Origin of the sequence: Rhizobium sp. BK289, assembly GCF_014193575.1 — a bacterium.
In the GTDB taxonomy this organism is placed as follows: Bacteria; Pseudomonadota; Alphaproteobacteria; order Rhizobiales; family Rhizobiaceae; genus Rhizobium; species Rhizobium tropici_C.
In genome coordinates, this window is the sequence record NZ_JACHZO010000013.1 from 132,555 (window position 1) to 147,722 (window position 15,168).

15 protein-coding genes and 1 pseudogene are annotated in these 15,168 nt (G+C 57.6%); 5 read left to right on the plus strand and 11 right to left on the minus strand.

Going from position 1 to position 15,168, the window contains the following annotated elements; translation table 11 throughout:
- Window positions 1-9: 9 nt before the first annotated feature.
- On the minus strand, window positions 10-1,137 hold the full coding sequence (locus FHT84_RS23315; protein ID WP_113251545.1) for an AraC family transcriptional regulator: 1,128 nt from the start codon (window positions 1,135-1,137) through the stop codon (window positions 10-12).
- A 501-nt stretch (window positions 1,138-1,638) separates the two neighbouring features.
- On the opposite strand from FHT84_RS23315, the gene FHT84_RS23320 reads away from it, so the two are divergent.
- Window positions 1,639-1,944, plus strand: a complete 306-nt coding sequence (locus FHT84_RS23320) for a hypothetical protein (protein ID WP_113251546.1) — start codon at window positions 1,639-1,641, stop codon at window positions 1,942-1,944.
- Window positions 1,945-2,059: 115 nt separating this feature from the next.
- Here FHT84_RS23320 and FHT84_RS23325 read toward each other — a convergent pair whose 3' ends face one another.
- The 7 genes from FHT84_RS23325 to FHT84_RS23355 are packed head-to-tail and all read right to left on the minus strand — an operon-like array spanning window position 2,060 to window position 9,363.
- Window positions 2,060-2,572, minus strand: coding sequence for a DUF995 domain-containing protein (locus FHT84_RS23325; protein WP_246698608.1), 513 nt, complete (start codon window positions 2,570-2,572; stop codon window positions 2,060-2,062).
- Between the two features lie 13 nt (window positions 2,573-2,585).
- On the minus strand, window positions 2,586-3,530 hold the full coding sequence (locus FHT84_RS23330; protein ID WP_112343463.1) for a glycosyl hydrolase: 945 nt from the start codon (window positions 3,528-3,530) through the stop codon (window positions 2,586-2,588).
- Window positions 3,527-4,096 (minus strand): DUF995 domain-containing protein, encoded by a 570-nt coding sequence (locus FHT84_RS23335; protein ID WP_112343462.1) that lies wholly within the window; start codon window positions 4,094-4,096, stop codon window positions 3,527-3,529. Before FHT84_RS23335 ends, FHT84_RS23330 begins: the two co-directional genes overlap by 4 nt.
- Window positions 4,080-5,498 (minus strand): UDP-glucose/GDP-mannose dehydrogenase family protein, encoded by a 1,419-nt coding sequence (locus FHT84_RS23340; RefSeq protein ID WP_112343461.1) that lies wholly within the window; start codon window positions 5,496-5,498, stop codon window positions 4,080-4,082. Before FHT84_RS23340 ends, FHT84_RS23335 begins: the two co-directional genes overlap by 17 nt.
- Before the next feature lie 12 nt (window positions 5,499-5,510).
- A complete protein-coding gene (locus FHT84_RS23345) occupies window positions 5,511-7,367 on the minus strand; it encodes a glycosyltransferase family 2 protein (protein ID WP_112343460.1) in 1,857 nt (618 codons plus the stop codon).
- Complete coding sequence (gene galE / locus FHT84_RS23350) at window positions 7,364-8,350, minus strand: UDP-glucose 4-epimerase GalE (protein WP_113251549.1); 987 nt, start codon at window positions 8,348-8,350, stop codon at window positions 7,364-7,366. The genes FHT84_RS23345 and galE overlap by 4 nt, the downstream gene beginning before the upstream one ends.
- Window positions 8,350-9,363, minus strand: coding sequence for a UDP-glucuronic acid decarboxylase family protein (locus FHT84_RS23355; protein ID WP_112343458.1), 1,014 nt, complete (start codon window positions 9,361-9,363; stop codon window positions 8,350-8,352). Before FHT84_RS23355 ends, galE begins: the two co-directional genes overlap by 1 nt.
- Before the next feature lie 578 nt (window positions 9,364-9,941).
- On the opposite strand from FHT84_RS23355, the pseudogene FHT84_RS23360 reads away from it, so the two are divergent.
- Window positions 9,942-10,127: pseudogene (locus FHT84_RS23360) on the plus strand (ABC transporter permease); the annotation flags it as partial.
- Window positions 10,128-10,197: 70 nt separating this feature from the next.
- Here the strand turns inward: FHT84_RS23360 and FHT84_RS23365 are convergent.
- Entirely contained in the window at window positions 10,198-10,998 is an 801-nt protein-coding gene (locus FHT84_RS23365; protein WP_113251571.1) for a hypothetical protein, read from the minus strand.
- 264 nt (window positions 10,999-11,262) lie between these two features.
- On the opposite strand from FHT84_RS23365, the gene FHT84_RS23370 reads away from it, so the two are divergent.
- From FHT84_RS23370 to FHT84_RS23385, 3 genes are all read left to right on the plus strand, one after another.
- Window positions 11,263-11,619 carry a hypothetical protein gene (locus FHT84_RS23370; RefSeq protein ID WP_181592392.1) on the plus strand — a complete coding sequence of 119 codons (357 nt, stop codon included), beginning with the start codon at window positions 11,263-11,265 and terminating at the stop codon, window positions 11,617-11,619.
- 1,006 nt (window positions 11,620-12,625) lie between these two features.
- Window positions 12,626-12,877 carry a glycine zipper domain-containing protein gene (locus FHT84_RS23380; protein ID WP_112343456.1) on the plus strand — a complete coding sequence of 84 codons (252 nt, stop codon included), beginning with the start codon at window positions 12,626-12,628 and terminating at the stop codon, window positions 12,875-12,877.
- 218 nt (window positions 12,878-13,095) lie between these two features.
- Window positions 13,096-13,734: a protein-L-isoaspartate(D-aspartate) O-methyltransferase gene (locus FHT84_RS23385; RefSeq protein ID WP_246698609.1), complete on the plus strand. Its 639-nt coding sequence runs from the start codon at window positions 13,096-13,098 to the stop codon at window positions 13,732-13,734.
- 99 nt (window positions 13,735-13,833) lie between these two features.
- On the opposite strand, the gene FHT84_RS23390 is transcribed toward FHT84_RS23385, so the two are convergent.
- Together FHT84_RS23390 and FHT84_RS23395 are read right to left on the minus strand one after the other, a co-directional pair.
- Window positions 13,834-14,046, minus strand: a complete 213-nt coding sequence (locus FHT84_RS23390; RefSeq protein ID WP_112343455.1) for a hypothetical protein — start codon at window positions 14,044-14,046, stop codon at window positions 13,834-13,836.
- Between the two features lie 196 nt (window positions 14,047-14,242).
- A complete protein-coding gene (locus FHT84_RS23395) occupies window positions 14,243-15,034 on the minus strand; it encodes an SDR family oxidoreductase (RefSeq protein ID WP_183764193.1) in 792 nt (263 codons plus the stop codon).
- Between the last annotated feature and the right edge of the window lie 134 nt (window positions 15,035-15,168).

Sequence of the window (15,168 nt, forward strand, 5' to 3'; positions counted from 1 at the left end):
TCTTTATCGTCAAAGACCAAGCGTACCGAGCCAGTTATCGAAGCTTGAGACCATAGCCGTGCGCGACGGCGCTTCCGTCTTGAAATCGCGCGAATGCCTGCGCACTTCGCTTGGGTTGTAGCCGAACTCATGGGTGAAAGCCCGGCAGAAGTTGGCGGCGGACTCGAAACAGAACTGGCTGGCGATTTCGCCGATTTTCCGGCCATCGGCGGGATCGTTGAGTGCGGCGCGCGCGGCCAGAAGCCGTCTTCTTCTTATATAGTTGAGCACTCCGCTCGAGGTCTGAAACAGCTCGTAAAGGCGCGTCCGCGAGATCGCCAATTCGCGGCTCAGGGTTTCCGGCGTCAATTCTGCGGAGCCCAGGTTGTTCTGAATGAAATGCCTTGCCCGGGTCATCAAACCGCTTTGCGATATTTCGCCGTCGATTTCGCTGTGGACCAAGGGGGAGATTGTATGGAACACCATCTCGCGAAGCTGGTTCCTGACGCCTGGAAGATCATCTCTGGTCAAGCGAAGGAGATTGACTTCGAGGAAATCCATGTAGCTCGAAAGTAACGAGACGCGCGGGCCTCCAAGGACAATATTGCTGCTGGCGCTCGGCAGTCCGCCATAGGCGGCAAACAGATCGCATGGCAGGATCAGCGTCGTGGATTGCGCCGGCGAGGTTCGTCCGTAAAAGGGGCAGCCCAGCATTCGGATTTCCATCATGCCGGGCTCGTTTTCGACAACCTTGCCGTTAACGCTCGTCCATGTCTTTCCAGTGCGCAGGAAGGTGATCTGCCAATGATCTATCGAGCTGAAGCGCACCTTTTCGGGGGAGCGTTCGAAACTGAATGCCGGAGTGTCCTGCTGAATGAGCAAGACTCCTTCGAGGTTCCATACGACCTGCTTAACCGCGAACGGCTCGCACGCTTTTGCTTGGTTCTGCAGCCGCATATCGACCAGCGGAGCCATGCGCTCCTGCCAGGCTGCAAATTGTCGATCGGGGCGCAACTCCTCCGTCGAAAACGGCAGCGACGCCAGCTCCGTTGTTTCGGGAAGCTCGCTGTAAAGCGGTGCCTGAGGTGAGCGGGGCCAGCGCCGGCGCTCGACGGCCTTGGGCTGTTCAAACGAAATATCTGCTTTGCCCCACATCATTGTAGCGATCCCTCGACACTACATGGCGTGTTGTACTTGCCGCGGCTGCAGCGCGCCCCTTGAAAATTCTGCAGCTGGCCCCAACACCAGTTGATCATATTAAAACCACATTTGTTTGTGGATTAGCCGCCTTCTCGTGAGATCCAGCCTGATTTCCAACTTTTCATGCCGGAACGAATCTGTTTCCGTATTGTAACAGGAAGAGAGAGGGATAAACGCACGACAGGTTGCGTCCTCATCTTTGATGAGACGGAAAGTTCTGTTCGACAGCGCGGCGAGCAGCTTGGCGGAAGGCCAAACTGCCCGGGTGATGATCTCCGGCGGCCATCGCAAGGAACGCAAAACTGATACCCGAGAGGGTCGCATTGCCGCAAACCTTACTTCAATACTCGTAACAGTTACTTAAGCATTATTCTCTAATAGTTTCAAGAGTTTTATCGAGAGATCGAAATAATTTGAATGGATGTAGAAACGAAACATAGAGGACATGGAAGTAAGCAAATGGTAGTAAACCCAATTGAGCCGAAGTTTTATCTTTCCCGCCTTGTTTCAAGCTTGACTTCTGTTTGCTTGTGCATCCTTTTTCTTGCCTATCCTGTAGAAAATGCGGTTTCCGCAACCTTGGATAAATATAAATACAAGACCATCGACCTGTACATGAAGAAAAGCGAAAGCAATATGTACTTTTATGGGACCGGTCAGATCCGCAAGCGGACAACGGTTTCGGCCGACGAGTATTTCAAGGGCGCACCCTATATCTGCACGCCGAGCGGCTTTGGACGCACCTCTCATTGCTACAATCGTTGAACGGTTGAAACCTTCTGGCAATTGATCCCATTGCCAGAACGGTCCCGAATGTCTCAATCGATGGTGTCGTCATAGTCGATTGATCCCGCGTGCTCGACATCTTCTCCGCATCCGGTTAGCTAGGTAAGTGCCGGCTGACATAGTTGCCTTTGCGCAGTTTCATTGCCTCGTCGTCATGCCTCGGCGGATCGTGACGAAATACATACCACTTTCCGTCCGGTAGACGCTTCTGGTAGATGACGCCGTCTTTCTCACGATGCAGAAAGCAGGACGTCTTTTCCACGTCGTATTTCTTGCTCTGCCAACGCGCCTTCATGCATAGCTTGCCGTTGAAGGTCGCATACCAGGTGCCTTTGGCATAAGTTTTCTCGGCGCCGGTATGCGACCAGGCCATGAAGCTGCCTTGCTTGGCTGAAAAATAGCCGGCACCATCTTTCCAAATCCACGACCGGCCGCCGTAAAGGCTCCGCACGTCCGAGGCGCTTATCGATGTTGCCTGAATGGCAGAGCGCTCGATTATCCAATCGGCATGCTGCCGGCTCGCAGCATGTGCCGATCCACCCAACAGCAACATCGATAGGGCTACACCTGATATAAAGAACCTTGCAAGAGACATCTTCGCCTCCATTCTTGTTGTTGTTTCAGTTCAACAGAGGGCTGACAACACGCCAGTCCGGCCGTCCAAGACCATGAGGCCACGGGTAGGTCTCGCGATCGTCGAAATACACCACTCCAACGATATTCTTGAACTCGTCATGCGGTTTGGCGGCTTCCTCGGCCCAGGCATGGACATAGGCTTCATTTCCCTGGTAGCCCAGCTCCGCGATCACGATCGGCTTTCCGAAAGCTTTGACGCGGTCATAGCCTGGTTTGGTCGCCTCGACGAAGGTCGAGTCGCGTCCAAGCATGCGCTGGTCGAAAGGCTGGTAGCCGAAGACCGAGAGGCCTACGACATCGACATATTGATCTCCCGGATAATAGGCTTCAAGCCCTTCCTTGCCCATCGGCGACCACATGTATTTGGCGGACGGAAGATGGCGGCGGCAGACATCGATGGCGTGCTTATACGCCTTCACATATTGCGCCGGGTTCCAGTAGGCCCAGGTGAACTGCCCGTTCTTTTCATCCATTTCCTGGGCCCAGCGAATGGTAACGGGCTGCTTTAGCTTGGCGGCGGCCGAGCATATCGATGCCATGTTCGCATCGTAGTGCCCATCCACGATCCCCTGGAAAAGATCGTCCGGCGTGACGCGCCAGTTGCGTGCCCAGGACCAGGGCTCGACTGTGATCAGCAGCGAGCGGCCGCGCTGGCGCGCATAGCTGTCGGCGACCCCAAGTGTTGCCAGATCCACATCTTCCCAGGGAAGGAAAAGATGCTCGATCTTGGGATTGGGGTCATTCGAGAAATCGCCGTTCGGATCGTATGCGCCCGATGGCAGCGATTGCGGTGTGATGATCGGCCTCTTGTCATGGAACATGTTCTGACTGCCGCCTGCCGTTTCGAGACCATTGTTGGCGGCGTAGATCGCTCCGGACAAACCTGCGAAGCAAACGACGGCTGCGGTAAACTTGAATGCCGTTTTCATTGGACTGCCTCCTTCTTCAGTTCGGCCTTGCTCGTGTTCAAGGTGGCTTTCACGATGCTCAGTCGTTCAGTAACCAGATCGCTGGCGATCAGCTTTTTCGCCTCGTCGGCGTCTTTGGCCGCGGCATGGCGAAATATGAACCATGTCCCACCGGGCTCGCGCTTCTGGTATACGGTTTCATTGAGAATGCGGTGCAGAAAGCAGGTCTTGGCCGGGAATTTGCCATTCGCCGCGTACCAGGTCGCTTCAAAGCACATGCGGCCGGCATCGCTTACGCTCCAACGGCCTTCGGCCCAGGATTTGCCTTCCTTGCCGTCGACCCAGGCAGCGAAACGACGATTTGCGTCCTGCATCTGCCCGGCGCCATCCGGCCATTGCCAGCTCTTGTCGCGATAGAGTTGGTAAAGTTCGAACGCCGTCATGGGGCGAGCGTCGACCGGCAATTTGAGGTCCTTGCCCGCGGCCGCCGCGCTGCTTGACGCGACAGATCCGAGGATGATGACGGCGGCAAGCGTCGCCGCGCTTGCGCGGACCAGAGGGCTCGGCTTGTTATATGATGATGCCATTGTCTTTCTCCCCCATAGCAATTGGTATGACCTTGGCGGTCCCTAGGGATTTGTTCCTCTGTCTCGCCATGCTTCGGACATCGCCCTTTGTGCTGGCCGAATTTCCGATGGTCGAAATACGGAATCCGAGCTGTGCGGCGGCGTCCCTGCGAAAGGCGTTTCTGAGATCCACCAGGATGGGCTGGCGCATATTCGCCTTGAGCTGGATCAGATCGAGGTTCTTGATGATTGCCCATTCCGTCATGACGACCGCTGCATCGGCATTGCGCGCGCAGTCATAAGGATCGTCGCAAAACACCACGTCATCGAGGATCTTCGCGGCATTCTCGATGCCCATTGGATCATAAGCTCGAATATGGCCGCCAAAGCGCTGGAGCGCTTCGATCAGCGGGACCGAGGGGGCTTCGCGCATGTCGTCCGTGTCGGGCCTGCATGTGAGGCCGAGAACGGCGACGGTCAGGCCGTCCATATTGCCGCCAAGCGCTTCGACGACCCTGAGCGCCATGCGCCGCTTGCGGGCGTCATTCGCCGCAACGGTTTCTTCGATGACGCGCAGCGCGACCCCATGGTCCTGTGCGGTTCGCAGAAGAGCGAGCGTATCCCCTGGAAAACAGGATCCGCCGAAGCCGGGACCTGCCGTCAGGAAGGTCGTGCCTATGCGCTTGTCCAATCCTATCCCGAGTGCCAGTTCCTCGACATCGCTGCCCAGACGTTCACAAAGATCGGCAAGCTCGTTGATGAAGGTTATCTTCGTCGCCAGAAATGCGTTGGCCGCATATTTGATCAATTCCGCAGTTCGCCGCGCCGTCACCACAAGCGGTATGTCCTGGAGATCCATCGGGTCGGCGTAGAGTTCCAGCAGGCGCTTATAGGCACGCTCGTCGTCTACCCCGATTACGACACGGTCCGGCGCGAGCGAATTGCGTACCGCAACGCCTTCGCACAGGAATTCCGGGTTGGAGGCCACGGAAAACGTGCCCGGCTTGCGTGTCGCCCCGATGATCTTCTGCACCATGTCGCCGGTGCCGACGGGCACGGTCGATTTGACGACGACAACCGTGTCGTCGGCTATCAACGGCGCAAGGTCGCTCGCCGTGCGGTAGAGGCTGGAAAGATCGGGTTCCCCCCGATCGGTGCGAGGCGGAGTGCCGACGGCGATAAAGACGATAGCCGCTTCCTTGACCGCCCGAGCGAGGTTGCAGGTGAAATCAAGCCGTCCCGACGCACAGTTTCGTTCGACCATTTCGTCGAGGTGCGGCTCGTAAATCGGCATTCTGCCCTGGCGGAGACCGGCAATTTTGGGCGGATCCTTGTCCACGCAAACGACGGTGTGGCCCCACTCGGCGAAGCAGGCGCCGCTGACCAAACCCACATATCCCGTTCCGACAACAGCTATCTTCATGGTTTGTTGCGCCTATGCGCCCCTCCTGCTGGGAACTTCCGTCATTGCGTTGGCATCATGCCAATGCGGATCGAACATGATCCGATGCAGCTTGCGTCCGCTGACGCCCGCCCCCGCCACCGACGAGCGCTCCACGAAAAGGGCATAGCCGCTCGTGCTCCACGTCAGCGACAGTACTCCTTCGGCACCGCGCTCCCTGGCTGCAAGCCCCGGCAGGGCGACGAGAACGAGCATTGCGCTTGCAACGGCGGGACGATAGAAGCGGCTGCTCATGGAGATGGTATTCTCCTGCGCATGCTTCAGAATGATCACCGATAGCAGCAGCGTGTAGATCGCCGCATTCATGGTTGCGAAGATATAGAAGCCGCTCGTTTCTCCCGCATCGCGAACCATCAGGACAGGTACGATGGAGACGAGAGACAGAAGTGCATAAGGCGCAAGCACGCGGAAGGGCAGTGGATCGACATTGGACGTGCCTTTCGGGGTGACGCGGAAATCGACGAAAGATCCGGTCGTCCAATCCCGTATTGCTGCAATTGTGCCGGCAAGCGCCCATGGCCAGCGCGCAAACAGAAACAGCGTGACTTCCCAGCTGAGAATCTTGGCATCCACCGGCCTGAACGTGCCGGTACGGCGCCAGCGATAGGCAAACGCGATCAGCAGGAACGATTGCGGCAGGAAATGCAGCAGGAAATCGGGATAGGACACATTGACAAAGTTCCGTCCTCCCGCGAGTGCTAATATCGGCAGCGCGAACATCAGCGCCATGAACAGCGAAAACAGCGGGTACCAGAGCTGCGAGAACAGGAATTGCAGCCTCAGCCGAGGGGGGAGGCAGGGAAGCAATTTGGGCGAATACTGCAGCAAGATCATCATCAGGCTGCGCGACCACTGGAATTCCTGCGTGATGAGATCGGTAAAGGTACGTGGACCATCACCATGGGCAATGGCATCGATGGCATGAACGCCGCGCCAACCATGTGCATTCATCATGAGCGTCGTCGAATGATCCTCGGCGAGTTCAGGCCCGAGGCCGCCGATATCTTTCAGAGCTGCAGTGCGGACGGCATAGTGTGAGCCGATGCAGAGCGGCGCCAGGCCGTTGTTGAAGCCGGCCTGCAGCGATCCATGCATGCTTGCTTCGGCATAAAGGCGTCCACGCGCGGACCAGCTCTCGCGAGCATTGCTGTCGCAGATGCTGGGCGCGGATACGTAACCGATCGCAGGATCGGCGAACGGGCGCAGCATCTGGTAAAGATAGTCCTGGCTCGGCACGTGATCGGCATCGAGCTGGACGACAAAGTCATAACGTTCATAGCCGTAATGGTCATAGAAGAAGGCGAGATTTCCTTCCTTGCAGCGTGTGCGGCGCGGCCATGTCTTGCGGTGATAATCCTCCCGCCCCTCGCGGGTGGACAATTGAACGCCATGCCTGCGGCACCAGCCGATCGTCGCAGGTGAGGGATCCTCGTCGGCCAGCCAGGTATCGTGCGGCACCTCCTGTGCCAGCATGGCTTCCAGGGTGCGGGCAACGACATCGAACGGTTCCGACGGTGCCTTTGTCACAACCATCGCCACCCGGCTGCCTGCCGGCAGGCGTAACGGCCCGTTTGGCTTCCGCGCACGATAGAATACGGCGACGAAATAGACCGGAAGAAGGGTTGTCCATGCCAGAACGGTGGTGATCAGAATGGATCCGAGCGGATCGACATGGTGAGCCGGCAGGAGCCACCACCACCAAAGATAAACGAGTGCCGCAAACCATATCGTGGCACAGGCGATATATTCCGTACGCCGATAGCCAGAGAGGATGGGAACCATCAGTGGCTCGTCCTGTGCGGCGGATCTGTTTATCTTGGGCATCCTCATGATTGCGTCTCCAATCCGAAGAATGGAGCTGCCGTTCGGATGATGGTTCCGATATCGGAGTACAGGGGTTGGAAGCCGAGTTTTTCGGCGGCAAGATCCGACGCCGCATAGAGCGCCGGCGGATCACCCGACCGGCGCGGGCGCATCGCAACCGGCACGGAGCGTTTCGAGGCAAGCCCGATGGCGTCCAGGACCTCCCTGATCGACGTGCCGCGGCCGGTTCCGAGATTGATGGCGAGATTGGCGCCGCCCGCCATCAGATATTTGACGGCGAGAGCGTGGCCGCGAGCCAGATCCATGACGTGGATGTAATCGCGCACACAGGTGCCGTCCGGCGTATCGTAATCGTCGCCATAGACCTCGAGACAGTCGATGGAGCCTGTCGCCGCGAGCAGCGCGCGGGGGATCAAGTGCGTCTCCGGAGTGTGCCATTCGCCGAGCTCCTGCTCGGGGTCGGCTCCCGCCGCATTGAAATAGCGCAACGCGACATAGCGAAGCCCGTAGGCCGCCGCATAATCGGCCAGCATGTGTTCGGCGATGAGCTTTGTGCGGCCATAGGGATTTATGGGACGCTGCGGCTCACATTCGCGGATCGGCAGTTGCTCCGGTATGCCATAGACGGCGCAGCTCGATGAAAAGATGAGCTTGTCGGTACCGGTGGTGCGGCAGGCTTCCAGAAGCGAATGCGTGCCGTTGACGTTGTTGGCGTAGTATTTCGCCGGCTCTTCGACCGATTCACCGACATAGGCGGACGCTGCGAAATGGATGATCGCTTCGGGCTGGTATGTCTTGATGGCCTCGACCAGGCGAGGCGTGTCGAGAATATCACCCTCTACAAATGGTCCCCAGCGGACCGATTCAAGATGGCCCGTGGAAAGATTGTCGTAGACGACCGGTTCGTAACCCTCTCTGTGCAGAAGCTTTGCCGTGTGGCTGCCGATGAAGCCGGCACCGCCCGCGACGAGGATGGTGCGCGTAGACATCAGATGACCTCTACGAGTTCGCTGCCTTGCCGATGAAGCTGCCGTTCGAAATAGGCGACCGTCGACTTCAGACCTTCAGAGAGAGCGACTGTGGGCTCCCATCCCAAGTCCCGTTTTGCAATCGTGATGTCGGGGCGGCGCTGGCGAGGGTCGTCGATTGGCAGCGGCTTGTAGACAAGTTTCGATGGCGAGCCCGTCAGCGCGATGACCTGTTCGGCAAGCTCGCGGACGCTGAATTCCGCCGGATTGCCCAGATTGATCGGCGAATGAAGCGCGGCCGGGTTGCCCATCAGCCGAACGAAGCCCTCGATAAGATCGTCGACATAGCAGAACGAGCGCGTCTGCGATCCGTCGCCGTAGACGGTAATATCCTGCCCCTTGAGTGCCTGGACGATGAAATTGGAAACGACGCGGCCATCGTCCGGACGCATGCGAGGCCCATAGGTATTGAAGATGCGTGCGATCCGGATGTCCACGCCATGTCTCATATGAAAGTCATAGAAAAGCGTTTCGGCCGAGCGCTTTCCCTCGTCATAGCAGGAGCGCGGGCCAAACGAATTGACATGGCCCCAATAGCGCTCCGGCTGGGGATGCACCTGCGGGTCTCCGTAGATTTCCGAGGTGGAAGCCTGGAATATGCGAGCCTGGTGACGGGCCGCCAGTTCAAGCAGGTTCAACGACCCGAAAACGCACGTCTTCATCGTATGGATCGGGTCCGCCTGATAGTGCACAGGTGAGGCGGGGCAGGCCAGATTATAGATCTCGTCGACCGGCAGATCGATGGGATTGACGACATCGTGACGAACGAAGCTGAAGGCGTCGTAGCGGAGCAGATGCCGCAAATTCTCCGTGCGTCCGGTCGAGAAGTCGTCGGCACAGATGACTTGACAGCCATCCCGCAATAGCCACTCACAGAGATGAGATCCTAGAAAACCGGCGCCGCCAGCAACAAGAACGGTGCGTCGTTCGGAATTTTTCGAATACAAATTCGTATATCTGAGCGGCATATTCATAGAACTCTCCACTTTTACGATGATACACAAACATAGCCGCGACGGCTGTACTGAACACGTGCCGTGTTTTTCCTCGTCTCTAAATATAGTTCCGACGAGGACTATAATTAATAAATTACTAATGTCTGGAGTTTCTGTCGTTATCGGGGAATTCGAAATTTTTACAATCTGTACATTTGTTGGCCAGGAAAGACGTTTGGCAAGCGAACCAAACGCTTCCAGCAAAAAGCCATCGCCGGCCGTTTCAGGCGGGGTCATTCGGCATCGGCAATCGGAATTTTCGTCTTTTCTACAATTTGCCGCATGGCGCGAAGCATTGCTTTCGTCAACTGCTAGAAAAACTGCCTTTGGATTTCAGGCATTCACAACGATCATTTTTGCAACGGGACGCTGTGCCCCGCCGCCTAAATCATCGGAGCGAAGCCTATGTCGATCAATCGCCGTCAGTTCCAACAACTATTGCTGCTCAACCCGATGCCGTTATCGAGCGGCTGAAGGGTAATGCCAATCTTGTCGTCGATGCCACCACATACACCTATTCTGGGTCGCCGCTGCTGCTGTTCTTCAACTATGAGAAGGCAGAATATTTCCTGGCGGTCGGCCCGGGCGTCGGCGGTCTCGTCATTGCCGGCCGCGAGCGGTTCGACATGGCGCTCGTCATGGTCGGCGTTCTCGTGCTGGGTCTCGTGGGCTTCACCCTCAATCGCCTTGCCTATGCGCTGGAGGCCCATCTGCTGCGCTGGCGGCCCAGGCAGACCGCGTAAGCAGCAGCGATTTCCTTCGGCGAGCTGTGCTGTGCCGTCGATCATTATGGCATTAGCCGTCAATAGATCGCTATGGCGCCAGCATATCGGCGAGCGCATGCCGCATGGACGTGCTCGGAATCCCAAAAAGGCCGCCATAGGGAAGATCGAGATCCAGGATGACAAACATGACGCTCGCCACCGAGACGATGGCGACGGCGACAATGGAGCCCGCCAGCGGATTTCTGGGGGCCTGAAGACCGAAACTCAGAAATACCAGCATAAGCCAGAAGATCAGGACATCGAGAAACGGCGCCGAAAGCGAGCCGTGCGCATCTTCTATGACGGTCCACCGCGCGACCATGAGGTTGCCGAAGAGCTGATTGCAACGGGCCACAAGGATCTGATGCAGGGGATCATTTGGCTGCTGGCGGGCAATGCCGAGCCCTATGGTGTTCAGAAGTGCCCCCAGACTGGGTGCTTCACCGATCAAAGGCAATTTTGATACGTCCGGATACGTCATTCCCGGCGGAAGCGGCTCTCCCGGCCATGTGCTGGCGATGACGGCGGCGGTATAGCTGCGCAGGAGCTGCCTCTCACCATCCAATGCGGCGCCGTAGTTTTTGAGGCAGACGTCCATTTCCGCCAGATCGGCGGCATAGCGGTTGCGATCGTGGGATGCCGTCGTGAATGCGGTCAGTTCCGATGCCAGAAGCAGGCTCATGACAAGGGCGGCAAACGTCACGAGCAAGGCCGTCACGACGCGAAGGAAATCTATCGTCTCGGTACCACGGTGCGGCGCCGGCAATCTGGTGCGCAATATCGAGCCGACCGCGGCGCTCACTATGAGGAGAACAAACAAAATCAGCGTCCAGACGGCTTCTCGCGGCATCGAAAAATGCTCCAGCTGCATCTGGCCATTGACTATGTCATGTATCCCGGTGGAGTGGGAGGGAAAAACTCCGCCGGCCCTTGTCGCAAAGGCACCACCATACTCTCGCGAAACTGCTGCGCTCGGTTCTGTTCCACACGCTTATTCGCTTCCCCTTGCGACTTTCGCGTAGTGCCTCGGTTTGATATACAGGCAAGGTCGTTTCGCATTCATTCCGGTTGCGCCTGGCAATGGACGCGACTGCGAATCTTCCCAGAGGCGGCAATGCGCAACTACCATCACCTCGTGGAGGGAGTACTCCAGCCTGAAGAGATCGACGACCTCCAAAAGATCTTCGATGTCGTAATAGCCCAGCCATGGTTCGATCTGAACGAAGTTAGCCGCGAGGCTTTCGCTTCAGAGCTGATCAAGCTCTATCGAGGGGGCGTGGTGGATTTTGACAAGCTTCATCACCTCACCACGTTGACGGCCTTAGCCCACTTCAGTCGAGGCGACTCCGAGGAGAAGCGAAGGGCATTGGAGTTGCTGCGCAGCATGGAAGGTGGATTGTCTTCCGATGCGGCGCAGGGCAAGGAAAGCCATCTTGGCAGAACCGTTGGCGGTCACCCTCATCCCAAATGAAACGTGCCGTGTCGCCATAAAGGACATCGGCGTGCAGCAGGTTGTGGCGCTCGCAAACCTTGGGTTTATCTGTACGGAAGGCTCGCGGAAGCTGTCGAAGCTTGCCGGGCAGCCTCGCCGTCGATGGATCGTTTCGATGTCATAAGTGGCACGAAAACAGTCATTATCGATAGCAGATGCTGTTTAGGGTTCTTGCCTCCCACAGTCCTGCAGGCTCGTGACCTGCCTAGGTCCGCGCACCCTTGCAAGTGGTGCTGATCCTTCCATTTTTTCGCCACCTAGGAACAAGCCGAGGATCATACCCGTTAAAAAAATATGGGGCTGGCGCGAATGCGTCCCGATGAAAACCGATGGAACAATCGCATGAGTCAGTGAGAGAGAATATCGTGACGAATATTTCCCGACATCGTCGATTGAAGGCTGAAATCGAGGAGCTAGGGCCTACGTTTCGATCGTTAGCGCAGGCGCTCTGTAAAAATCCGGCCGATGCGGAGGATCTCGTACAGGAGCTTATGGCCGTGACCTTCGCAAATCTCGATCGGTTTCCTGACGGCATGTCACTGAAGTCGTGGATGTTTGAGAATATGTATGACAGCTTTCGCCGGAAATTCGACATTTCGAAGTAAAGAATCACGTCTTCCGGAACCACTCTTTCATCGCTCTATTCCTAACGCGTCAATGATCCGATTGATGCGGGTCCGCAATGAATCCGCTGCATGCAACGCATGTACATGTAGCCCATCCGCCAGTTCGAGATGCGACGCGGGTACTTCGGTGAGGTATCTGAAGCAACCTGGATAAGCATGGCACCTGCCTGAATATCCATTGAAATATCAAGTCCGATGGCGCCCCCCTTCAACTCGGTCGGAACTTCCGGCCGGTGACGTGGTTTGATGAATCCACTGTGCCGGGCCGGCCGGCCGGAGCCAATACCCGCCCTGTTGCACGGCCATGACGGCATAAGGAGTAGACCAGTCCTCTAAGGCGAAATGGGAAGGAAATTCAAATGAACAGGTTCATCGCCATCGGATGTGCAGGATTGTTGTTGGTGGCTTGCACGTCGACGGAACAAGGCGCCGGCATCGGCGCCGCCACGGGTGCGGTCGTCGGCGGCGCTGCAACGGGCAATATTCGCGGCGCTGCGGTTGGTGCTGCCGTCGGCGGCGTATCCGGCGCGTTGATCGGCAATGTCGCGGGACAACCGGGCCGCTGCTACTACCGCGACCGCGACGGGAACCGCTACGTCGATCGATGCTGAAGCTTTCCCGCGGTGACGCAAGGTGTGCTGATACCGGGTGAAGCCGAACAACGAGAGGCGGCGCAGGATGGTGGCCGCAGGGGCAATGGAGAAGATCGTGCATGATGGAAGATGATCTTCGTGTTGCATCGCCACCTACCGCGATTTGACCGTCGCGCGCCATCACCCGATTCAACCCGCCCACCGACAACAAAAGGCGAGCAGAACGGGAGGCCAGGATGGCCGACTACCGGCGCATGCGCGATCATATGGTCGAGGTGGATATTGAGCGCCGCGGTGTGCGCGATAAACACATCCTAAGGGCGATGCGCGCCGTGCCGAGAGAGCGCTTCGTTGCCGAGAGCATGGCTGAATTCGCCTATGAGGATACCCCTCTCTCCATAGAGGAGGGGCAGACCATTTCCCAGCCGTATGTCGTGGCTTTGATGATCGAAGCGGCGGAGGTGCACCCCGGCGATCGCGTGCTCGAGGTGGGAGCCGGCTCCGGCTACGCGGCCGCGGTGATCGGCCAGATCGCGGAGCATGTCTATGCCATCGAGCGCCACGAAACCTTGGCCGTATCGGCAAGACATCGCATGGCCGATCTCGGTTATGGCAATGTCGAGATACTTGCCGGCGACGGAGCCCGAGGGTTGCCCGAGCAAGCACCGTTCGACGCCATTCTGGTGGCAGCCAGCGGCCCTCTCGTGCCGGAAGCCCTCAAGGAGCAGCTTGCGATCGGCGGGCGGCTTGTCATTCCCGTGGGCGACGAGCGGGGCCAGATACTCCGCAAGATCATCCGGCGAAGCGCGAGCAGCTATGAAGAGTTGGATCTCCAAGCTGTGATGTTCGTACCGCTCATTGGCGGGATTTCTTAGCGGGAAAGGCCTTTTTTGGCCATGCGGAGGCTATGCGCCCCCGTCCACGGGAGTCCGACAGCGCCGGTTTGGCGATTTCCGAGGTGGCGTGACTTCAGTCTAGACTCGCCAAGCGCTTTCATTCTTTTCTTCGTAGTCGTGGAAGGCCTTCTCCAGGCCGCTCAAAACCTCAGCCGAGGTCTCGAACATGGCTTTTAGTTGCGGCTCGTCGACTTTTTCAATGTCCTCGCGCAGGTGCTTGCGCAGATCGGCGAAGGCCTTCTGCATCTTCTGGGTATGGTGGAGTGGGTCGCGGTCGGCATTGCTGGGCATATCAAGTCTCCTGTCATGGCGGTCTGGCCGCGAATGCATTCGCGGCCAGACCGCCGAGTTCACTTGCCCTCCTAACGACCACCAGATAGCAGCGGTTCCCGATTACGGAGCCCGATACAGGCTGCGGTCATGGCATTGGACGAAGGAGAGCATCAGGTGATCACTGCCTTGCCGTCGATCGGCGAAGGCACCGCCGTCAGAACGCGCTCTTGACCACACCGCCATCGACCCGGAGCGCGGCGCCATTGGTGGCCGAAGACAGCGGGCTTGCCACATAGGCGACCATCGTCGCGACTTCCTCAGGCTGCGTGAAGCGTTTGATCAGGGACGTTGGTCGGATTTTCTCGAAGAATTCGGTCTCGAATTCCGCGAAGGTCTTTCCTTCGGATCCGGACAAGGCTGCGACAAAATCCACGACGCCGCGCGACTTCGTTGGACCGGGCAGCACGCTATTGACCGTGATCGCGGTGCCGGCAACGGATTCGGCAATACCGCGCGCTACGGCAATCTGGGCCGCCTTGGTCACACCGTAATGCACCATCTCGGCGGGAATATGCACGCCGCTTTCGCTTGATATGAAGATGATGCGGCCCCAGTTCCGCTGGCGCATCGAGGGCAGATAAAGGCGGGCGAGACGAACACCTGAAAGCACATTGACATCGAAGAAGTGCCGCCAGTCGGTATCGGGAATTTCTTCGAAAGGCTTCGGTTCGAAGATTCCGAGGTTGTTGACCAGGATTTCGACATCAGGAAAGCGTTTCGCGACCGCAGCAGCGACATCTTCGGTTCCAAGATTGCCGGCAAATCCTTCAACGCGGCCGCTTCCGATTGCGGAAAGTTCCGCGACCGCGCGATCGACAGCATCCTGGGTGCGTCCGTTGACGATGACATGGGCGCCTTCGCGAATGAGAGTAGCTGCGATTGCATAGCCGATGCCGGCGGTGCTGCCGGTGACGAGAGCTAATTTACCGTCGAGTTCCAGGTTCATGACAATTCTCCAATGAAATGTTTAACTGGTGCGTGCGTATAATGAGCAGATTTCCCGAAGGGCGGAGCCGCGGCGTCGAGCGACGCTAAGCTAAGGCAGATCCGGTTGCCTGACCAGTTCACATTCCTTGATAA